Source organism: Pseudoalteromonas sp. NC201 (assembly GCF_002850255.1).
GTDB lineage: Bacteria > Pseudomonadota > Gammaproteobacteria > Enterobacterales > Alteromonadaceae > Pseudoalteromonas.
This window is the reverse complement of the sequence record NZ_CP022522.1, coordinates 3,987,302-4,009,496: the sequence shown is the minus strand read 5'-3', so window position 1 is coordinate 4,009,496 and position 22,195 is coordinate 3,987,302. Positions and strand designations below refer to the sequence as shown.

General features: G+C 45.9%; 16 protein-coding genes. 11 read left to right on the top strand and 5 right to left on the bottom strand.

The window, feature by feature from the left end; all coding sequences use genetic code 11:
- Nucleotides 1-49: 49 nt before the first annotated feature.
- The 3 genes from PNC201_RS17510 to PNC201_RS17500 form a co-directional block, all read right to left on the bottom strand.
- Nucleotides 50-472: a hypothetical protein gene (locus tag PNC201_RS17510; protein WP_010606938.1), complete on the bottom strand. Its 423-nt coding sequence runs from the start codon at nt 470-472 to the stop codon at nt 50-52.
- 11 nt (nt 473-483) lie between these two features.
- Nucleotides 484-2,280, bottom strand: a complete 1,797-nt coding sequence (locus tag PNC201_RS17505) for a S8 family serine peptidase (RefSeq protein WP_102057769.1) — start codon at nt 2,278-2,280, stop codon at nt 484-486.
- A gap of 123 nt (nt 2,281-2,403) precedes the next feature.
- Nucleotides 2,404-2,802, bottom strand: a complete 399-nt coding sequence (locus PNC201_RS17500; protein WP_010606936.1) for a YbaN family protein — start codon at nt 2,800-2,802, stop codon at nt 2,404-2,406.
- 233 nt (nt 2,803-3,035) lie between these two features.
- On the opposite strand from PNC201_RS17500, the gene PNC201_RS17495 reads away from it, so the two are divergent.
- From PNC201_RS17495 to asnB, 5 genes are all read left to right on the top strand, one after another.
- Nucleotides 3,036-4,283: a Zn-dependent hydrolase gene (locus PNC201_RS17495; RefSeq protein WP_102057768.1), complete on the top strand. Its 1,248-nt coding sequence runs from the start codon at nt 3,036-3,038 to the stop codon at nt 4,281-4,283.
- Between the two features lie 142 nt (nt 4,284-4,425).
- Nucleotides 4,426-4,857 carry a hypothetical protein gene (locus PNC201_RS17490; protein WP_102057767.1) on the top strand — a complete coding sequence of 144 codons (432 nt, stop codon included), beginning with the start codon at nt 4,426-4,428 and terminating at the stop codon, nt 4,855-4,857.
- Complete coding sequence (locus PNC201_RS17485) at nt 4,854-6,275, top strand: sodium:solute symporter family protein (RefSeq protein ID WP_102057766.1); 1,422 nt, start codon at nt 4,854-4,856, stop codon at nt 6,273-6,275. The genes PNC201_RS17490 and PNC201_RS17485 overlap by 4 nt, the downstream gene beginning before the upstream one ends.
- A 109-nt stretch (nt 6,276-6,384) precedes the next feature.
- Nucleotides 6,385-7,455, top strand: a complete 1,071-nt coding sequence (locus PNC201_RS17480; protein WP_010606932.1) for an aspartate/ornithine carbamoyltransferase family protein — start codon at nt 6,385-6,387, stop codon at nt 7,453-7,455.
- Between the two features lie 9 nt (nt 7,456-7,464).
- Nucleotides 7,465-9,480: an asparagine synthase (glutamine-hydrolyzing) gene (asnB, locus tag PNC201_RS17475; protein ID WP_102057765.1), complete on the top strand. Its 2,016-nt coding sequence runs from the start codon at nt 7,465-7,467 to the stop codon at nt 9,478-9,480.
- 101 nt (nt 9,481-9,581) lie between these two features.
- Here the strand turns inward: asnB and PNC201_RS17470 are convergent, their stop codons facing one another.
- Nucleotides 9,582-10,877: a porin gene (locus tag PNC201_RS17470; protein WP_102057764.1), complete on the bottom strand. Its 1,296-nt coding sequence runs from the start codon at nt 10,875-10,877 to the stop codon at nt 9,582-9,584.
- Nucleotides 10,878-11,144: 267 nt separating this feature from the next.
- Between PNC201_RS17470 and PNC201_RS17465 the strand changes: the two genes are divergently transcribed.
- From PNC201_RS17465 to PNC201_RS17440, 6 genes are all read left to right on the top strand, one after another.
- A complete protein-coding gene (locus tag PNC201_RS17465) occupies nt 11,145-13,103 on the top strand; it encodes a methyl-accepting chemotaxis protein (RefSeq protein WP_102057763.1) in 1,959 nt (652 codons plus the stop codon).
- A 161-nt stretch (nt 13,104-13,264) separates the two neighbouring features.
- Nucleotides 13,265-14,116, top strand: coding sequence for a D-hexose-6-phosphate mutarotase (locus PNC201_RS17460; protein ID WP_010606928.1), 852 nt, complete (start codon nt 13,265-13,267; stop codon nt 14,114-14,116).
- A 61-nt stretch (nt 14,117-14,177) separates the two neighbouring features.
- The gene (locus PNC201_RS17455) at nt 14,178-15,527 is read left to right on the top strand and encodes a sigma-54-dependent transcriptional regulator (protein ID WP_010606927.1); all 1,350 of its coding nucleotides are present in this window, start codon (nt 14,178-14,180) and stop codon (nt 15,525-15,527) included.
- Complete coding sequence (locus PNC201_RS17450) at nt 15,505-16,776, top strand: sensor histidine kinase (protein ID WP_102057762.1); 1,272 nt, start codon at nt 15,505-15,507, stop codon at nt 16,774-16,776. Before PNC201_RS17455 ends, PNC201_RS17450 begins: the two co-directional genes overlap by 23 nt.
- 58 nt (nt 16,777-16,834) lie before the next feature.
- On the top strand, nt 16,835-17,071 hold the full coding sequence (locus PNC201_RS17445) for a hypothetical protein (RefSeq protein WP_102057761.1): 237 nt from the start codon (nt 16,835-16,837) through the stop codon (nt 17,069-17,071).
- A 152-nt stretch (nt 17,072-17,223) separates the two neighbouring features.
- Nucleotides 17,224-20,037, top strand: a complete 2,814-nt coding sequence (locus PNC201_RS17440) for a hypothetical protein (RefSeq protein WP_102057760.1) — start codon at nt 17,224-17,226, stop codon at nt 20,035-20,037.
- A 78-nt stretch (nt 20,038-20,115) separates the two neighbouring features.
- Here the strand turns inward: PNC201_RS17440 and PNC201_RS17435 are convergent, their stop codons facing one another.
- A complete protein-coding gene (locus PNC201_RS17435) occupies nt 20,116-21,918 on the bottom strand; it encodes a PKD domain-containing protein (protein WP_102057759.1) in 1,803 nt (600 codons plus the stop codon).
- Nucleotides 21,919-22,195: the final 277 nt, after the last annotated feature.

The window sequence follows — 22,195 nt, the reverse complement described above, 5'->3', positions numbered from 1 at the left end:
CATTATATGTCTAGAGGAGAATGAGAGGTAGGCCTCTCATTCGTTAATATTACTCGCTTTCTAATCCTTCAAGCTGTAAGCCTATCTGAGTGCTTAAAACCCCCGCTTGTGTACGCAATTGTGCATTCAAGGTTGTGAGATCTGTTTGTGCGTCTGTGTGTCTGTAGATAGCACGACTACCACGAACATAGCTGAGAACTAGGCTATTATCGCGAGCAAAAGAATGTGCATTGACGAGAGGCAAGTGTTCAACAATGATTTCACCCGTTACTGTGTAGATTTCTCCTGTAGAAGGAGATTGTAGTTTCAATCCCTTAACTAGCGTGGTGTTATCTCCCTCAAGAGAAACAAAAGCGTGGTTATTAATACTTATTTCAGCACCGTGTGGCGCCTCAGTTAATTCTATCAACACATTGTCGGTCGCAAGAGCTTGGCCACTAAGTAGTATGACTGATAAAAAGAGTGCTTTCATAATGGTTCTCCTTAGTTATGACCAATAAAACGAATTTGCCAAGAGGTAAGCTGGCCATCTTGCGCATTATTTCTGTGTACAGCACGAATGTCCGGTGCGCCACTTACTGGATCAAAGATAAAGGCTTCGTCCTCACTTTGTGTATCAATTAACCGAATGGTCCATTGGCCTTGCGCAGGTTCGCCATAGAAGTGATGCGATAGCATTTGCATATCATTAAAGCCGTTGCGTCCAGAAATAGTTCCTGTTCTTGGCGTCATTAATACGCTGCGAGTACCTGATGGAGAAATAAGCTCAATTGCAACGTCACGGGTACTGGTATGCTCACCGGTTACACGGATCTGTACGGCTTCTACGGTGACATCGTTGTCAATTTGTACCGAACTTTCTGCGCCAGCAAGGCTACCGTCAGGAATGGTGACATTAGCATTAACTTGCTGCCAAGGTGTGATAGTGAAATTACCTCTATCTTCATTATAGAAACGAGCCATATTTACTGCAGCATCAACATCAATTGCACCAAAGCCGTAGAAGCCATGGTAGTTATAACCTGCAGCATTGCGCTGCCATGCGGGGATCGCATCATATTGTTGTGCTTCTCCAGCCGCATTATTAAAGGTCAATGTAACGCCAGGATTGTCCGCATCAATTTTACGCGCTGTAGAGGCTAAGATATGTCTCACATCGCGCCAAGTTAATGCCGGGTTTGCTGACATGATAAGTGCAATTGCCCCTGTTGTGTTTGGTGCAGCGGAAGAAGTGCCATTCATCGTTGCATTATAATCACAATTAGGATCCAGTGGATGGCTTCCATGTAAGGTGTTACGCAGATTGGTCGGGTTGCTTCCCCAGTCACAGCCACTGATGTCCGTAGAGATTATAGCGGGAGTGGTTGAGCCGTACTCACCGCCAGGCGCACTGATAAAGACGCTTGAACCAACCGTAGAGTATGACGAGCGTTTACCGTCAGCATTATAAGCAGACACAACCAAATTCCAATAGCTGGTATCAATACGCTCTAAGTTAACATCTTGCATTGGTAAGCCATGGTTACGATTTGCAAACCATAGATACCCAGGCCCTAAACCACTGGCATTAAAGCTTTGAGCTTGGTAACCATTACCTGCAGATTTTACGAAAATTGCACCGCGGCCGCTGTGACTTGTAGTCGTGATCTCTTCTTGAGCATCTTCATAGGTCTGTAGCCATGGAGAGAAGTCGTAGTTAAATGTTTGCGGTGATGAAAGGGTTCGGCCATAGCTTTGGTTAAATACTCTAGGAAAATCAAAAGAAGCTTTGTTGAAACCATCAGAATACATGCCGTGAGACTGTAACCAATTTTCCATACTTCCGTTTTTAAGATAGTTAAAGCCAACGAGCCCGGCTCTAGGTGCGACACCACGACCGCCAATGCCATTAAATGCACTGGCAGCAATGATACCTGCGACACCTGTACCGTGACCATCGCCGCTGTTGGCTGGTTTTAAATCAGCAGAATTCGTAAGGAAATCCCATGAGCCTGGTTTTACATTGTTTATAAGATCAGGGTGAGTAAGCTCAACACCACCGTCGATGACTGCGGTGGTTACGCCTGTTCCCATAATACCAAGCGCATGAGTAAGGCTAAGGTTTAGATCTTCTCCTGCAACACCACCTCGCTCAGAAAAAGCATTTTGCCCTGTATTTTTCAAATGCCATTGTTGGTTGACAAGGGGATCACCTGGAAATAATGGGTATTCTTGTTGGGCACTAGCAGTGCCATGAAGTATGCCTAGCAAAGTAGCTAGATAAGTTATTTTTATTTTCATGGTATCTCAGTTTTTATTGTTTCTTTTACAAGAACAAACTATATACCCTAAAAAGGGACTTAATGTAAATAGTGGGTTATATATGTATTTTTGTTGTTTTTATTTTGTTTGTTATAAGTGGGGCTACTTTGTGCTTACAGGAATTATGGACGGACGCGTTAGAATATAGCTGAGCACTCCGGCTTCGGTTATAGCGACAGACCACACCACCCAAACAGGTGCGCCACTAAAGCTCAGTGCCAGTAAGCCAACACTCATGCCAACCGCCGCGCCAATCTTGCCTTTTATGGGGATCACCTGATGTTGTCGCCATGCAAGCAGACTCGGGCCAAATTTGGGGTGGGTAAGCAGCCAGTTTTCTAACTTAGGAGAAGAGCGGGTAAAGCAAGCAAGGGCAAGAATAAAAAAGATGGTGGTAGGCATAACAGGCAGTGCCATGCCGATAAAGCCGAGACCAACAAAGACGATGCCAGCAACATGCAGCCAAAAACAACGATTGAATAAGGGGATTTTTTTACGCATAGGCATCCTCATATTTCGGGAGTGCTGAACTGGCAGCGCATCATGGTGACCTGAGCCAACATTGTTAACCAGAAGCCAATTATTAAAAGCATATCACAGCGGCTGAAATTCGCGAATTTTCAACTAAGCTAAAGCAAAGAGATTATCAGTCGGACGTCAGTGTTTGAAATAGCGAATCTGATCTCAGGTTAAGTACAGGGAAGTGGTGCGACTGAAACGTTGAGGAGCAAAGTATGCAAGTAAATTTAGAACGTCTAAAGTCTACCTTATTTGCGCTCGCGGAGTTCGGCTATAACCATGAAGATAAGGGAATTTATCGCCAAGGTTTTAGCAATGAGGATTTTGCAGCGCGTAAATGGCTGATGGAATGCGCACAAAGCGAAGGATTTGTGAGTCGTATGGATGGCGCTGGCAATGTGATTATTGAAATGACCAGTCCGGATATCGCAGCGAAACCCGCAGTGATCATCGGCTCCCATCTCGACAGTGTACCAGCAGGTGGCATGTTTGATGGAACTTTGGGCGTCATTGCGGGGTTTGAGTGTATTCGTATTTTAAAAGAGCACAATGTGCAATTGGATAGGCCGATTTGGGTCATCGGTACCAGTGAAGAAGAAGGGCGCTTTGGCGGCATGATCGGGGCACAAGCGCTCACCGGGAAGTTAACGCCTCACCAATTACTCACAAGTCATGATGCGGATGGCTGTATGCTTAGCGATGCCATGCGCGCGCAAGGGTTAGACCCTATGGATGCACTGAATGCGAGGCTAGAACCTGAGCAAATAAATAGTTTTTTTGAATTACATATAGAGCAAGGGCCCGTGCTTGATCAAAAAGGCATTCAAATTGGTGTGGTGGAAGGGATTTCGGGGGTATTTAAATGGATGGTTAAATTAATTGGAAAGGCCGACCACGCAGGCACAGCCCCCATGGAGATGCGCAGCGACGCCTTTATGGGGTTGGCTGACTTTGCCTACCAGTTAGACCGTATTATTGCAGAGGACGGCACAGATACCACGAGGATCACCGTCGGTAAGGCAGAATTAAAGCCGGGTTTTGCACATACGATTGCTGGAGAGGTGGATTTCACCATCGTCGCGCGTGATATGGACGAAACGGTGATGGAGAACCTTGAAATTGCCTGTCGTAAAGCGCTTTCAGCCATCGCTCGAAAACACCATTTAATGTTTGAATACGAGCAGGTGAGTTGGTTGTCTCCAATGAAGTGTACACCTGAGATGGTGGAATTTATTAGTCAACAGGCAGAGACCTTGTCGCTGAATTATCAAATCATGCCAAGTGGTGCTGGTCACGATAGCCAGTTTTTTTCAGAAGTGTGTCCCACGGGGCTGATATTTATTCCATCACTCAACGGCGTTAGCCATGCGCCAGACGAATGGAGTCATTGGCATGATGTTGAAGCTGGGAGTAATTTACTGCTGCAATGTGTTCAAAAAAGAGCAATAAAAACAAAAGAATAAATGTAAGGCTGGGGTGAAATTGGGTGAGGCTTTACTAGACAAATTTGATCCTTGGGCTAGTCTTTGTTACTACTAGAATAATGTGGATAGCAAAACTTGCGGCGAATTCGGACTTGGATAACCGCAGTTAGGGATTATGAGGATGTGGATCGCCCGAGTAGTAACCTTGGTCTTACTTGCTGCGAGCTTTAATGGGCTTGCCGCCTCGCTGAGGGTGAGCGATGAGGTCGTGACTGCTGGGTTTATTACGCTACACATTGAGCGTACAGGTCCCCCTCTACAGCAATCAACTCAGCTATCCATTCAACATCTTTCGGAACCTTACTCCCTCTCCCTTTCGCTTCAGCCGACTCAACAAGCGGTAACCATTAGTGGCTTGGCTGATGGTGATTATCTCGCAACCTTAGGTAGTCCCTCTGCTAACTCGGCACAAACGTCGGTCTCATTTTCAGTCAAACATCATCAGTTAACGCTGGCGCTTGCGCTGTTTGTACTGGGCTTGTGCTTATTTGTGCTACTTGTAGGGATGATTATGGTGGGTAATAAGCAAACGCACGATAAGGAAAGCGTATGATAAATGCTTCATTGGCGCTCGGTCTTGCCCTAGCGTTTGCTTTGCTATGGGTATTTTTTGGCTGGTGGATTGGCAGGCGCGTGCAGTCACATAATGAATTTGCGCTGGCCGGTAGAAATGTTGGGTTGGCCTTTGCTTGTGCCACTGCGATGGCAACTTGGGTCACCAGTAATACCACTTTAGTTGCGCCACAGCTCACTTATCAGTTTGGTATTTGGGGCATGATAGGCTACGCCTGTGCCGCATTCGGATTGTTGCTATTTGCGCCGCTAAGCCAACGCATCAAAACTTTACTACCCCACGGCTACACCAGTGGCGACTTCATGCGGTTGCGGTTTGGGCGTTTCTCTTGGTGGGTCTTTTTGCTGATCTCTTTCGTGTATGCCATGAGCTGGCTCGTTAGCCTAGGCATGGCCGGTGGCATTTTGCTACACACCCTAAGTGGCTTAGATTATCACCTTGGTATGTCGATTATTCTGCTGATGTGTGTGGTCTACACGCTCTTTGGCGGTCTAAAAGCGGTGATCGCCACGGACTTTCTACAGGCCATTATTATTTTGGCAGGTGTCGTCGGAATTGCCATTGTCGTGGCGATGAATGTTGGGCTTGAACCAATTCACCAAAAACTCAGTAGCGACCACCCCAAGCTACTCGACCTGCTTTTTCCTGCCGCTGTGATGTTTTTGTTCAATAATATCTTTTTTGGTTTAGGAGAAATTTTTCACAGCAACGTATGGTGGTCAAGGGCGTTTGCATTTAAAGGTGGGGTGGGCAAAAAGGCGTATTTTATCGCAGGACTACTGTGGCTACCGATCCCCATCGTAACTGGGTTTATTGCGCTGGCAGCGCCGAGTTTAGGTTTGTATCCCGCTAGCGCCGATATGGTGGGACCCTTGGTTGCAAGCCAAGTGCTCGGCTATACCGGCTCGATCATTCTGTTCATTGTGGTGTTCTCAGCGCTAGCATCGAGTTTGGACTCTCTGCTCGCCGCAACGTCAGATCTCATCAATCAAGATATTTACCTGCAATGCATCAAACCAAAGGCGAGCGATAGCGAACGCTTAAAAAGTGCTAAGTGGATTATTGTCATCTTAGGTGTAGTAACTTGGCTTTTGTGTTTACCAAAAATCGCCACGCTGGGTGCCTTGTTGAACTTCGCTGGTGCCTTCGTCGCCAGCACCATTTGGCCTATCGTATTTGGTTTGTACTTTGCGCGAATGACGGGAAATAGCGCTGGCTGGGCTATGTTGCTTGGCACGCTATCTGGTTTGATTGGGTATTTTTATATTGGCTTTTATGTCGCTGCATTAGTTTCTTGTGCGGTGTCGTTATTAGTTTGTGTGATTGCTTGGCGTTTTAGTCAGCAATCATTCCATTGGCAAGCGTTGGGCACACAAAGCAAAGTGGAGGATGTATGATCTCATTGGGCGCATTTTCTAGTTTAATTTGGCTGGCCATAGTGCTCAGTTGTTTATGTCCTGTTGTCCTTGTCGTTATGTTCCTTATTGATTTTAAAAAGAGGCAGTTATGGTAAGTGCGCAGCAAGTAGAGTTTAATCGAGCGCAGCCGGATGTTTACGGGGATGCACATCCCAAAGCATTACTCAGAGCGATACAAGAAGACGGGGACAGGCTGCATTGTTTGGAGAATAAGCACATTATCAGTGTCGACCACCTTGACCGAGACGTGCTGATCCAGTTATTCCGCCTCGCCGCGAAATATGAAAGTAACCCTGCAAGGTTCAGCTCGCCGCTTAGTGGCAAAATTTTGATCAGTGCGTTTTATGAACCCAGCACTCGCACCCGTCTGTCGTTTGAAAGTGCATGGCACCGCTTGGGGGGCGATATTATGTCGATCACTGATCGCTCCTCAACAGGCATTGCGAAAGGGGAGTCGCTGCAAGATGTCGCCGAGATGTTCAATAATTATGGCGATTGTGTCGTTTTACGTGACACCTCTGTGGAGTCTATTGAAGAGATGATCCACAGCCTACGGATCCCAATTATCAACGCAGGTAATGGCATTGATGAGCACCCAACACAAGCGATGTCTGATCTATACACTATCTTCAAATGGCGGCCGTCGTTATTACTCCCTGACAGCGAAGCCTTTAGTCCTATAAAAATTGGTGTGATTGGCGTGCCGAGTCAAATGCGTACGGTGCGTAGCCTGCTGAAAATGTTTACACATTTTCCGCGCATTGTGGACGAAATATTCCTGCTCTACGACGAGAGTGTCGAGGAAGCGGTGTCGAGCGACCAATTAGCCCAGTTAGAGGAAGCGGGGGTCAAAGTGTCTATCGGCCATGACTTGAACGCCGTTTTACCTGAGCTTGATGTGGTGTATATCAATTCCATTGCATGGGTTGGTGAAAGCTTCGAAACCTATGGAAAGTCGTTTAAATTGAGCGCAGATTCCCCCTTTAAGCCCGATGCGATAGTGCTTCATCCTCTGGCTCGGGGTGAAGAGCTGTGTACCAGTTTAGATGCCACGCCACACAATTGGTATTTTAGTCAGGCACGTGGTGCCGTCTTTTTACGCCAAGCCTTATTGACCTGTATGGTGCAGCGCGCCAGTACTGTGATGGATGTGATTTAGGGAGATATTATGTGCGGAATTGCTGGTATTTTTTCAACGCAAGCGCAAACACAAATAGATAATCAATTATTAGTAAACATGGCAGCCATTCAACATCATCGTGGCCCCGACGGCTTTGGCTATAAACAAATGGCTGGCGTGGGATTTAGTCACGCCAGACTGTCGATAATCGACCTCGACGAGCAGCGAGGGCGGCAGCCCTTTATTAGTTCTGATAAGCGTCTAATGTTGGCTCACAACGGTGAGTTTTACGATTACGCGCGGATCCGAGCTGAGCTGGTAGCAAAAGGGGCAAGGTTCCAAAGTAAAAGCGACTCAGAAATTGCTATGCACTTATATCAGCAGCTTGGTCTCGATGAGATGCTGACGCATCTGCGCGGTGAGTTCGCGTTTGCGTTGTATGACCAGCAAACCGATACGTTGCACTTGGTGAGAGACCGCTTTGGTATTAAACCTTTGTACTACACTCAAGCAGACGACGAAATTGTGTTTGGCTCAGAACTGAAAGTGCTGTTTGCCAATCCTAAAGTTAAGCGTCGATTCTCAAGTGAAGGTCTATTTCATCAACTGATCCAAGTCATGGTGCCTGGCAGCACGGCATTTGCGAATGTACATCAAATCAAACCTGGACATGTTGTTAGCATCACCAGAAGCGAACAAGGTTTTAGCATTGAAGATAGACCTTATTGGGATGTTAACTTTCCAACGGCGCAATCGTATTTGAACAGCAAAGATGAAGAATATTACATTGATGGCGTGCGCAAACAGCTGCTAGAGGCGGTGCAGTTGAGACTCACGGCGGACGTTCCGGTAGGTTGTTACTTAAGTGGTGGCATAGACTCGTGCGCTATTTTGGGTTTGTCTTCAGCTGCGGCACAAGCACCAATTAAGGCCTTTACCATAGGCTTTGATAGTGCTGAGTACGACGAAACGCCGATTGCAAAGCAAATGGCGCAAGCCACCAAGGCCGATCATCATATTATGTCGTTAAGCGGTGACGAGCTATATGGCCATTTCGAGCGAACCTTATGGCATACCGAACGAACTATTTATAACACGCTTGGTGTTGCTAAGTATTTGATGAGCCAGCAAGTTAACGAGTCTAATTATAAAGTTGTGATGACCGGAGAAGGCTCCGATGAGCTTTTTGCGGGTTATCCAGCATTTAGAAAAGACCTGTTTTTATATGGCTTAGATGAACTTGATGACACCGAAAAAGCCCAGTGGCAAACCATGCTGGAAGACAGCAATAAGTTGTTTAAGGGGGCTATGCTTTCCCGTGAGCAATACGATAGTGCAGCATTAGATGAGGTGGTTGGTTTCACACCAAGTTGTTTGCAGCCTTGGCTGTCATGCAGTCACTTTGCCCATCAACTCGTTGCCGCCGAACACAGAGAAATACTCACGGGTTATGACGCAGGCAAAGCAATCGCTGAGACTTTAGATGATGCCATGTTAGAGTCCCGCCATCCACTCGACAAAGCCCAGTATGTGTGGATTAAAACCATGCTTGAGGGGCAAATATTAACTTGGGGTGGAGATAGGGTCGATATGGCCAATTCGATGGAGGCAAGGCCTGCCTTTTTGGATCATCACCTCGCTGAGTTTGCCTTTACCATTCCCCCGCAATATCGCATTAAAGATCGTAAAGAAAAGTATGTGTTACGTGAAGCGATGAAAGGGCTGCTGCCAGAAGTACTGTATGAACGAGAAAAGTTTGCTTTTATGGCACCACCGGCGCACTCGGATGAGAAAAAATGGGCGGCAATGCGCGTGCTGGCCGATAAATACTTATCTAGACAAGCTGTAGAAGCCGCTGGCTTATTAGACTTTGAAGCGGTAAATGCGCTATTTGAGTTACATGAATCGCCAGACGCAGATGATTCACTCAAAGTGCAACTAGATGCCGTGATCAATCACTTGCTTGGTGTACAAATACTGCACAAACAATTTATCGCCGCAGACTTACCTCAATTTGCCGCCGCTGAAGCGGAACGCCTTGGTTGGAGGGCAGCCGCAAACTAACGTTGGTCTTATTGGTATGACAGAAAACAAGGAAATAAAAAGGCGATGCGCCAACTAGTGCATCGCCTTTTTCATTTAATATCTAAAATTAATCCCAAAGATTAAAAGTAATAACCGAAGTTAATGTTGAAGCGACGCTCGCTTTCGTCACTATCGCCTGCGATTGAACCACCAATAAACGGCTGGTTTTTCGCGTGAACTAAATCAACATAGGTGAAGAATGCACCCGCAGCGAGTGACACACCTGTGACATTCATCCAAGTGTCTTCAGTGTTATCGGATTTGTCGTAAATAATACCGAAGTCGTTATAAAATTGCAGATCGGTAATTGGACCGAACTCAACTGGCAGGTTGTACGCTACATTAAAGTTCGACATGGTGGCTTCTGCTGCGATGGAATCATAAAATGCATAAGCACCTACTGCCATACGGTTTACATCATCAATATCGTAATGGTATTCACCGTGTTGTAACTGTAAGTTCCAAGGGCCTATGTTGCTATTTAAATGTAGTGCCCACGCGTTGTAATCACCTGCTCGGTCATTACCATCGTGAAGGCCACCGGCAAGGCCAGAGACGCCGATTTCAGTGGTGCCACCGTTGTGTTCAATATGGTACGCGTAACGACCAACAAAGGTGTTATATTCGCCGATTGGTTGCGTTGGGTCGTCATAAACGCCATCGCCCGCTTTACGGAAACCTACCACGTCATAAGAGTAGCGATCGCTGCGGTCATCCACGTAACCGTCCACACCACCTAGCTCATCGTTTTTGAAAAAACCAAGATCAAGCTGCCAGTTGTCCGCCACTTTACGTTTAAATACCACCCCCATGTCGTGGTCGTCTTCAAGACCAATATAATAGGTAGTGTTAAAGAACCAGTTGTGTGAATTGTAAGGTGAGTTACCAAAAGGTACTTTAGTCATACCAACCTGAGCTTGCCAATGGTCGGCAAAGTCATAGTCTAGGTAAGCGTATTTTACCGCAGTCATATAGTCGAAAAAGCGGATTTCAGCATTTAAGCCAAAGCCTCCGACATTGCCAGAGAAGTTCAATCTGAAAATATCGAAGTCAAAATCGCCACCACGGTTCTTGTTGTCATCGTCATAAGACGTATGGCTGTAGTTTGTTCTGATCGCGCCGCCGACTTTGATGGTCGGTTTTGTTTCAGCTGCTGCAACTTGAGTTTTAGTTTCAGCTTTTGCTTCGGCTTTTTCAGCCTTAGCGACTTTTTCCTGTTGTGCTCGCGCCTGCTCTTTTTGTTCTAGCTGCGTGAGTTTCTTCTGAAGTTCAGCCAATTGGCGCTTTAGCGCGTCAATTTCTGAGTTTTCGGCAAGCACTGAATTAGAGCAAAGTGCTAGACCTAATCCGAGTGAGATGGTTGAAAGTTTTAACATAGTTGTCCCGTTGTTAAATGGTTGAGCGCAAAAACCTCTTACAAATTGTAGACCACCAAAGCTATCCTTGCAGAAAGCAAATAAATTTATGGTCTTTGATTGAATTATCCATAGTAACACTGCGGCCTATCTGACCTCAAAGTTACCCAGCATTTAACCATACCTAAGATGAATGTAAGACGAACAAGTGATCACATTTGTATGTAATTCTTGCCCAATAGCCTATCCCTCACTATATTTTTACTATCTGTGAAATGGTGTTTATTCATGAATATATCGCAAAAATTAAAGCTGTCTTTCGCAACGGCAATCGCGCTTCCTTTGTTAATCATCGCGGGGCTAATTATCAGTCAAACTCGGCAGCAGGGGATAGAGACCTTCTCGGAGCTAAGTGATCGAGAGGCACTACAAGTTGAGAATGGTATTCAGATGTTTTTTGATGAAATTGCAAAAAACGTAGACTACTTAGCAACCCATGCACAGGTCTTGAGTGCGCAGCAAGACGTGAAAACTTATATGGATTCAACCAATACCACTCGACTTAATTCGAAAGCAGGAAGTAAAACAGAGCAAGCAGCGTATTCGCTGTTTGAGCACTTTGGTAACACGCACCCCGGTATTGCCTATATCTACATGGGAAATCAACAAGGTGGTTATATTCAATGGCCTTTAGGTGAAGTAAATGCAAACTACGACCCTAGGGAGCGTCCTTGGTATCAAACAGGGCAATCGGGAAATGGTGAGACGATCCGCACTAGCGCCTATTATTGGGCGCCGGATGATATGGTGATTGTGTCGACGGTAAAAGCGGTTACTGCCAATGGTCAAACCGTGGGTGTTCAAGGTATGGATGTGTCACTGCAAGGGTTGACCAAAATCATCCGCAATATCAAATTGGGCGAGACCGGCTATTTAATGCTAGTGGAAGACACTGGAAATGTGTTGGTCGATGCCAAGTTCTCCGAACATAGATTTAAAAAGCTGGCAGACATTGCGAACGGCCGCTATCGTGAATTGGCTCAAAATAAAGATGGGCTATTTGAGCTCGAAATTAACGGGCAAGACTACTTTGCCAACATCTATACAGCACCCAAATTAGGCTGGAAGTTTATTGGTTTAGTTGAAAAAAGTGAGGTAATGGCTGCAGCCAATGCGATGACGCTGACGATATTGATTCTAAGTGCTGTCCTGATCACCGTATTTTTGTTGCTAGCAAGTTATATTTCTAAGTTGATTTCAGCGCCCATTGTAGAAGTGAGTGACGGTTTAACTGAAATTTCGCAAGGCGGTGGTGATTTAACGCAGCGTTTAGACATTAAAGCTCAGGATGAAACGGGCAAACTGGCGACGAGTTTTAATTTGTTTTTAAATCTCATTGCTGAGTTGGTGACGCAAATCAATGAGTGTGCACAGCAAGTTAATGAAACCTCACGACAAACCGCTTCGCAGTCTGATCAGCTCACCGGCGCTACCAGTCAACAACAGCAAGCGCTTGAAATGGCTGCTACCGCTATTAATGAGATGGCGGCAACCGCAAACGAAGTGGCGGCAAGCTGTGCCAATGCGGCTGAGCTTGCAGGGCAAACTCAGCAAGCATCTGAGTTGGGCCAAAGGGTGATAACAGAGTCTGTCGAGAGCGTCACAACATTATCTGAAGTGATCAATAAGGCAACCGCAGACATCATGCAGCTTGACACCGAAAGCGAAAATATTATGTCGATACTCAGCGTGATCCGAGGCATAGCGGAGCAAACTAATCTTTTAGCGTTAAATGCGGCAATAGAGGCGGCACGCGCAGGTGAACATGGCCGTGGCTTTGCCGTTGTGGCCGATGAAGTACGCGCGTTGTCGCAGCGTACCTCTGAATCGACGGAAGAAATCGCTTCTCAGCTTGATAAGCTTAGAAAAATGACAGAAATGGTATCGGGAGAAATGAAGCGCAGCCTAACGCGCACGGAGCAAACGGTTGAACTGACAAACTCAGCGCAACAACAATTTAGTGAAATTACCCAAGCGATTGTCAATATTAGCGACCTTAACACGCAAATCGCCACCGCAGCTGAAGAGCAGCAACATGTTGCTGAAGACATTAATCGCAACGTGGTGGAAATTAAAAATGCTGCGGATAGCGTGAGTGATATCGCTGTGAATACCAATCAAAATGGCGTGAGATTACATTCATTGTCGAGCACACTCACAGAGCTGGTGGGCAAATTTAAAGTATAGCTTTAGCCCAATCCTCAAGTTCCATAAATCGTGAGAGCAACGCTCTCACGGTGCTACCGCATTGGTATAATTGAATAACTTTCAAATTGGATGGATAACAGTTTACTCGTAGTATTTAAGTGGTAAGGTAGGCATATCATTGAGTTGACGTAGGAATCACCATGGAATTATCACCTTCAGTTTCAATCGAGCGCACTGAGTCCGGACTAGAGTATATTTGGGTCGACAGTGCATTTTGCCAAGCGAAGATCTTTTTACAGGGCGCGCAACTTACCGAGTTTACACCAGCAGGAAAAGGCAATTTAATTTGGGTTTCTGAGGCGGAAGATTACCTTGAAGGTAAACCAGTACGCGGTGGTATTCCAATCTGTTGGCCTTGGTTTGGCGTACATAGCAAAGCGGATTGGCCAATTCATGGGGTTGCTCGCAAGCTACTTTGGCGTGCGCACAGCGTTGAAGAAAAAAGCGATGAAATTACCGTTAAACTCACACTACCGATGACCTTAGTTGAAGCGCAATACTGGCCACACACGTCACAATTAGAGGTTGAGTTTGTGTTATCAGACAAGCTTGAAGTGCGACTGACCAATATCAATACTGGTGATGCGCCATTTACGTTAACGCAAGCCTTACACACGTATTTCCCAACGCCAGAAGTAAGTAATACCACAGTAGATGGGTTACAAGGCGCGAAATATATCGAATTTGGTGAAGGTCCATTTGAGCAAACCGAAGTGGTTAGCTTTGCCCGCGAAACCGATATGGTGTACACCCAAGCAAGCCCAGTGCAAACCATCAACACGCCTGCGGGCATTATTGAAGTAAAACGTGAAAACTCAACTTCTTGTGTGCTTTGGAACCCATGGATTGAAAAGTCACAGCGTTTAAGCAACTTTAATGATGACGAATACCACAAGATGTTGTGCTTAGAAGCTTGTAACGTAATGGACGATGCCGTGCAACTTGCACCAGGTGAAAGCCATACCTTAAGTACAATCATCCGTTGGTTATAATTTTATATTCGCGGAGCACACTATGCTCCGCTGAAACCCTATAACAATAAAAATTCTCCCTATGGAAAAGCCCACAATACTGGTTATCGACGATAACGCCGAAGTACGCCTCAGCGCCGTATTCTTTTTAGAAGATCAAGGTTTCAATGTAATTGAGGCGGCAACCCTTGAACTTGCCAAGCCACTGCTCACCGCTAAGCAAGTGTCATTAGCCTTGCTCGATATGAACTTCTCCCGAGATACCACCTCAGGCAATGAAGGGCTGGACTTTTTGCGCTGGCTACGTGACTCCAATCTTAATGTGCCTGTGATCTGTATCACCGGTTGGGGAAATGTCGCGTTAGCGGTGTCTGCAATGCAGCTTGGTGCGAGCGACTTTATCGAAAAGCCATGGGACAATCAGCAGCTGCTGCAAGCCGTGCAGCAACAACTCAAAATATCATTAAAGCAAGCGAATATCGTAGCAAAACACAGCGAGCGCGGCGCGTTTCAATGGCGCTCTCAGGCGATGCAATCTTTATATAAGCAGCTTGCTAAAGTAGCAAAAACCGACGCTAGGGTACTACTTACCGGCCCAAGTGGCGCGGGGAAAAGTCATTTAGCTCAGTGGTTACACCAACAATCTAATCGTTCAGCAGGACCTTGGGTTGAGGTGAATATGGGCGCGGTGCCAGAATCATTATTCGAAAGTGAGATGTTTGGTCATAGCAAAGGGGCGTTTACAGATGCAAAGCAGCATCGTGTTGGTCGTTTTGCAATGGCAAAGCAGGGCACATTATTTTTGGATGAAGTTGCGACTATTCCACTTCCTTTACAAGCAAAATTACTGCGGGTGCTGGAAAATGGCAGTTATGAAGTTGTGGGTAGCAGTCAGACGCAACAAGCGGATTGTCGACTTATTTGCGCAACCAACACCAATCTTGACGACTTAGTGAAAGCCGGTGAGTTCCGAGAAGACTTGTTATATCGCATCAATACAATTGTGATTGAAGTGCCGAGGCTCGCCGAGCGGTTTGGCGATATCGTGCCGTTGGCTGAGTATTTTGTCGCTAAATTCTGTGCGCAGTATGGTGAGCCAATTCGTGAACTTAGCCCTGCGGTTAAAGCTGTGTTGATTGAACACAATTGGCCCGGCAATGTGCGTGAGTTAAGTCACGTCATGGAGCGTGCCGTGTTAATGGCGGAAGGCTTGCAGATTGAGCTCAGTGATTGCCAACTACGCTTTACCGCCGCACCTAAAGTGATCAGTGATATGCCAAGCAAGACTTTGCAACAAGTGGAGCAAGAAATGGTGGAGCAAGCGATGCAACGCGCTCAAGGCAATGTCGCAGAAGCCGCTAAAATACTTGGACTCACGGCTTCTTCTCTTTATCGGCGTTTGGAAAAATATGGCCTTAAAACATCTGGCTAGCGTTGAGTGGCGGCTTGGGGCCTACTGTACGCTGTTAACCATTAGCTGTACGGTTTTACTGACTTTGCTGCTTCTGCAATTACAGCTAGAGATAACGTGGGTAGCTGCCGTATCGGTGAGTGTGTTGGGGCTGTTGGGCGGGTTACAAAAAATACTGCTGTCTCACCTTAAACGCATTGCCATGCGTGCTAATTGGCAGCTGGAAGCGATTGCACAAAGTGATTTTACTCAAACTATTAAGCCACATTATACAGCGGGCGTGGTAGCCGAATTTGAACAGCGCTTACTGGCCTTAAGTGCACAGCTACACAGTCAAAAGCGCCGCTATCATAGTCAGCAGTTTATCATTTATCAGCTAATAGACAGCCTTAATACGCCTATTATGATGTTTGACGAAAAACTCAAACTTGCCTATGCCAATTGTGCATTTGAGTCACTTTATCATCGCCCTTGGTTAGAGTGTAAGGGAATAAGCGCGGCTCAGTTTGGGCTGGTGCAACAAGATAATCACTGGCATTTTGCAGATACAGCGCAGCAATCTCGGTGGCAACTACAAAGTAGTGAATTCTTTCAAGAGGGTAAGCAGTTTTCTTTACTTGTCGCACTCGATATTACTAAGGCATTACGTAAAAAGGAGCTGGCTGCTTGGCAACACTTAATCCGAGTAATAAGTCATGAGATCCATAACAGTTTGACGCCCGTCAGCTCCCTAGCGCAAACCTTATTAGCAAGAGCAAAGGACGAAAAAGAGCAGCATGCGCTAAGTGTAATAGGTCAGCGTTGCCAGCATTTACAACAATTTGTGAGCCAATACGCCAAAGTTACGCAAACCCCAAGGCTAGATCGGGAGTCAGTCTCTATCATGCTGTTACTGTCTTCTGTTGCTGCGTTATTTGAGGATACCGACATCCAAGTAAATTGCACTGTGAATACGCTCAATCTCGATAAAGCCTTAATTGAGCAAGTGCTGATTAACTTAGTTAAAAATGCCATTGAGGCCAGTGGTGAAAGTGCCAAGTTGACGCTACATGCTTATTATCAGCAGCAACAAGCGGTGATTGATGTGCAAGACAATGGCCCGGGCTTTGCCAACCTAGATAACATGCTTACTCCTTTCTATTCCACCAAAGAAGGTGGGCAGGGAATAGGTTTAACCTTTAGCCGCACCATTGTAGAGTTACACGATGGACAACTGAGTTGTCACAACACAGACTCAGGAGGATTAATAAAAATCACTTTGCCTTGTTGATAATAATTATCATTAGCATATAATTAAAGTTCCTTCAAAACCTTGGCAAGGAGCTACCATGTTAGTCACTTATCTGCTGGCCAGCGGCTTTATCTTTATGGCGTATAGCTACTCCAAATCATTCAAACCACATGCACATACCAAGGCAAAGTTGGCGGTGTTATTGAGCGCGGGTTTAATCGCCGCGGCAAAATGGCAGGCGGGGTTGAGTTCAACCGTGGTATTTTTTGTTTTTGCAGTGTCTCTTGCGGTACTTAGCTTGTTTATCACCCTTGCACAGCCACAAAATCACTGAAAAATTACGCGCATTTAGAGCAACTCAGATTTTGCTTGCCCCGAAATAGGCGTTTTAAGGCGTAGCGTGCGCAAGAAATTGTTACTAAAAAGCACACTTTTTCTTTACATCTCTTGTTAAGCTAGCGCCACCGGATTTATTTAGGAAAGGTAATGCGAGCGCTACTGATAATTTTTGTTGCTTTAACTAGCTTTGGTTTACAGGCTAAGTGGCAAACCATCAAAACCGAAAACTTTAATGTGCATTATCCTCAGGCGCTTCAGCAATGGGCGTATTCTGCAGCAAATGAGCTGGAGGTGGTGCGAGATAAAGTGCTGGCACAACAAGGTAGAGCCTTGAGTGAACGTGCTGATGTGATTATTTACGATCCAGAAAATGTGGCCAATGGCTTTGCATTACCCAGCACAGATAAACCAATGATGGCACTGCAAGCGACGCCGCCTCAAGCTGATTCCGTCATCGCAAATAACACCAGTTGGCAGCAGTTGCTCATTTTGCACGAATATATTCATCTCGTTCATCTATCACAGCCGAGCCGTAATCAATGGCGACAACATCTCAGAGATTGGCACGATATTACCGACTTGCTCGATGCGGTATTACCGCGCTGGGTCAGCGAAGGCTATGCTACCTTGCTGGAGTCTAGATTAACGGGACGAGGACGTTTATACGACAACTACAGTGAGAGCATTGTGCGTTATTACGCGCAGCAAGGTGCATTACCGACCTATAGCGCTTTAGATAATGGCGACAAGTCTTACCTTTCCAATTCCATGGCATACTTAGTAGGCGTACGTTTTCTAGCATGGCTTGAGGATAATTATGGCGCACAGACGTTAGATGCAGTGTGGACAAGAGCGCAGGCGGTGGAATCTCGCAGTTTTGAAACCGCATTTAGTGGTGCTTTTGGAGCGCCAGCAAGCCAGTTATATCGTCGCTTTATTGTTGAATATAGCTATCAGGCCATGCAGCAGGAGCTGGCCTTGGTTCCGACACAGAGTGAGCTTTGGCAGCGGTTCTCATATGCTGCTCGAGATATTGCATTCTCTCCAGATGGCAGTCAGTTTTTGGTGGTAGAGCAAAATCGTAAACGCCAAGTCACACTCAATATCTACGAAAACAAAGAAAATGTAGAAGCCATTGAGCAATTTAATAAGCGCAACGAAGCGATATTAAATGCCGATCCTAAAGATATTGTGGATATCGCACCCGAAGTCTTTCCAAAAAAGCGACTTGCGCAGCTTGATGCTCACAATTTTGCTGGTATCTATTACCCCCAATGGCTGAATGACAGCCATATTTACTTCGTTGCAAAAACGCCGGCTACAGACAATACCTTTATCAATGATTTGTTTGTCTGGAAAGTTGGTACTGGAAAGCCAAAGCAACTAACCGAAGGCGCGGGTATTCGTCGCTTTAGTATTGTTGATGCCAATACCGTTATTGCGGAGGTGTCTCGTTTGGGTTACTCACAGCTAGTGACCATAGAGTTGGACTCAGGCAAGCAAACACCAATCACCACAAGCAAGCTTGGGGATGTCCATGACTTTCCTGTGCTCTCTAATAAAAAGACGACATTAGCCTATGTGCATGTTACTCCTAACAAACGCTGGCAACTTGTTGTTAAAGATCTTAGCCATGATACAACTAAAATTGTTTATTTACCCAAGTCACATCAATACCTTTCGGGGTTAACTTGGTCTCATGATGATGACAAGCTGTACTTTATCTCTGGAGTCGCAGGCCATTTAGCGGTGATGCGTTATGACATGGCGAGTAAAATACTTGAGACCTTACCTGCGAGTGCTAAACCGCTTGAGCAAATTATTACCCATTCACAGCAGTTACTGGTGAGCTATGCGACCCCTGAGGGGGTCAAGGTTAACAAAATAGTGTCTCCGGCTTGGCGCACCGTGAGCGTGTTGGAGCAAGTGAATGAGGCGGAACAAAAAGAACTGCATCCCCATCAATTACCTGCGGCTAAGATAGATCAAACCGCGCTGCCCAGTTCTGATTATTCTGTGTTCGAACAGTCTTATTCTGTCGCCTTATCAGGCGCATTAAATAGCGCCTCTTTTGATAGTTTGGGCGTGGCATTAAAAGGGCAGGATGTGCTGCGCCAACTTGCTTGGCAGCTTGGAGCCGAGAAAAGCATCAATAATGGTGCGTTGATGGGCGCATTTGCCCAACTTGAATATCGTCATGAAAACTGGAAAACGACGTTTGATGCTGGATATCAAGAGCTAGAAGCGGATAAGCAGTCTCGCTCGCCACAAGTAAAGATCCAGAATAAAAGCAGCTTTAAGCAATTTGCCTTGTCATCTAGCTATCGTTTTGGTGAAGCATTGAATTTCCTCGCTCCCGAATTGGGCGTTATTCGTGTGCAACATGGTGAAAAAGCATGGAGCGGCGGGCGTTACGGCTTTAACGGTCGTGCAATGTGGGATACGCAGCAGCATGGTGTAGCACTGCAAGTCTCTGCAGCTCAGTGGCTAGGTGAATTAGATGGTTTTGATTATCAGCTGAGCTTGTTTGCTAAAGCATGGCTAATTCCATTCTATGCATCGGTCGATAGCCGCTACAGCAGCGAATTGCCTCTATCTGTGGGCGGTGGAGCGCTTACCAGTACTAGTATTAGTAACAGTTTACACGCTGTCAGCGAACCTATGTTGCCGCATCTATTTGCAACGGGAAGCCGCTATTTAGGCTATGAATTTGCAACTTCATGGCAGCAGGGCAAACCTAAGTTATTTTATAAGCAGCATCAGTTAGATGGAGAAGTGATTGGGCAAAATTACGGTATTAAGATGCGCTTACCTTTGTCTCGAGTGATATTAGATAAGGCCGCTGATTTTGCTCCTGCCGGATTAACCGATCTACGGTTTAGTGCTGGAGTTGGTCGTATAGAGGGGCGTAATATGACCAATGAAAACCGTGTTTGGTTTAGTGTTTGGTATGAGTTGTAGGTAATCGTTGCGGACTGCTATCAAACAATGTGCGAGGCTAGCCCCGCACATTGTTTGGTGTGTTATAAAGTGCTGAGATTAATTATGGTTCGCTATAATCTGCAAGCCGGAGTAAGCATTATACCCGCGGATCATCACCCAATAACGACCTGCACCTTCATTTAGGGTACAAGATTCGCTGTTACCATAACGGTAAGGGCGACAAGTCCAATTGCTGGTTGTTGGTTCTGCACCTTTAAGTACGTACATATCAGCATCACCAGTGCCACCACTTGTATTGAATGTCACTGTATTCGTGCCTGCAGGGGCATCGTAATAGAAGAAGGTTTCACTGCCGCTAGCACCAGCAAGCCCTGTTTTGGCTACTCCCTTGATAAGCTTTTGCTCTTCACCTGGCAGCGTCACGGTGACTTGTTGTGTTGTTGACGCAGTGTCACCATTACTATCTGTCACGGTGAGTTCTACGGTATAGCTGCCAGAGTTTGTGAAGCTATATGACGTTTGCGCGCCTGAAGCGGATGCGCCATCACCAAACTGCCAGCTATGCTGTGTAATAGAACCATTTGGTGAACTAGAGCCTGAACCATCGAAGTTGCAGCTTAGGTCATTACAGCTGTAAGTAAATAACGCAACGGGCAATGGATCGGTAGTGCCGTTATCGCCAACAGGAATTTGGCCACCAAAGTGACTAGAAACCTGAGGCCAAATTAAGCTGATTTTAGCGCCTTTATTGGTACAGCCACCTAAGTGGTGTAGCGCAACAACATTATTGGTTGAGGCTGCAAGTACAGGCGAGCCTGACGAGCCGCCAATAGTGTCGCAGTAATAGCCTATATCTGTACCCGTACCTCGACCATTCGCCGTTGCTTGGTTAACAGAGCACAGTCCATTGGTGTCTTGATCAGACTCAATCGACAGCTCTTTAGGATTACCTGAACCATGTTGAGGAATGTAAATACGCTCGCCCTGCGATGGATTACGCACGTCTAAGCCAAAATAACCAAACGGCTGGGCCTTAGCGAAATCATTGATGGTAAACAGCGTATAATCTAGTGTGTAATCTGTTTTAAGGAAGTCTTTACCTGTGACCTTAACCACAGTCTCGCGCTGGCTGCCGTTACAGCTCGTACTTTGATAGTTAAACCATACCTCAGTATTCGCCAGCTCTGATGCTGATCCCACACAGTGATTATTGGTAAACATACGGTTATCTGCACCAACACGCCAACCCGTACATAAACCACTGCCGTTCATGAGCAGTCTGGCGACTGGACGCGAACGCTCGAATTCCACCGGGTGCGATTGCGCCCAGCACTGCACGTCTTTGCGTTCCATTGCGCCACAAGTTGACATGGGCGTCACATCGGTCAAGCCCTCAACAGTTGCTTGCCCTTCAGTACCATGATAGTAAAAATCGACTTCGGGTGTTTTGCCTGCATTACCTTGGCCTGGAGTATATTCAATGATGACTTTATCAGCAGAGACTGACATAGCAGAAAACTGTTTAACGCCGTCATCGCCGAGGCTTGGATCAACCGTTGCTGCGCGGAGGTTTGCTTGGGTGTATTCATAGCGCTCGCCACTATCCTCCGAGCGAACAACGAGTTTACCGCCGTTTGCAAGGGTGAGGTTTTTAAAGTGTAGTTTGATGTAGCTTGCATCTGGGTGTGAAACTGTTTGCACAATAGTTTGTGTAGACGTTGAAGTGCTTGTAGCACTGTTTTGAGTAATAAGTGGAAGGTTTAGTTCGTACTTTTTACCAATCATTGCTTTGCTAGCTTTGCTGGTATATTCCATCATCTGAGCTTCCGTTAGTGGCGCTTGTGCCATCGCGATACCTGATGCTAAACCTAATGCTGTGACAAGAATGTGTCGTTTCATTGTTATTCCTTTTGAGTGTGTGGTTATCCAACTTGAGATAAAAAGTTGGGCGTCGTTCAATACCGAACCAAGCCTTGGGTGCACTGTAGGGCACGACCAGTTGGTGGTATGTTTTTTGAACATCCACACACCAAAATAGAAACAATAATTCGTTTTGTAAAGTTTTATATATATTATTTTAACATAAGTTTTACTTTATTAATTCCATGCCGGCTGATAGTTAGATGTTTTCATGCCGCCGCATTTCTAAGCCTTCTAAAGTGTACTTATTTTTATA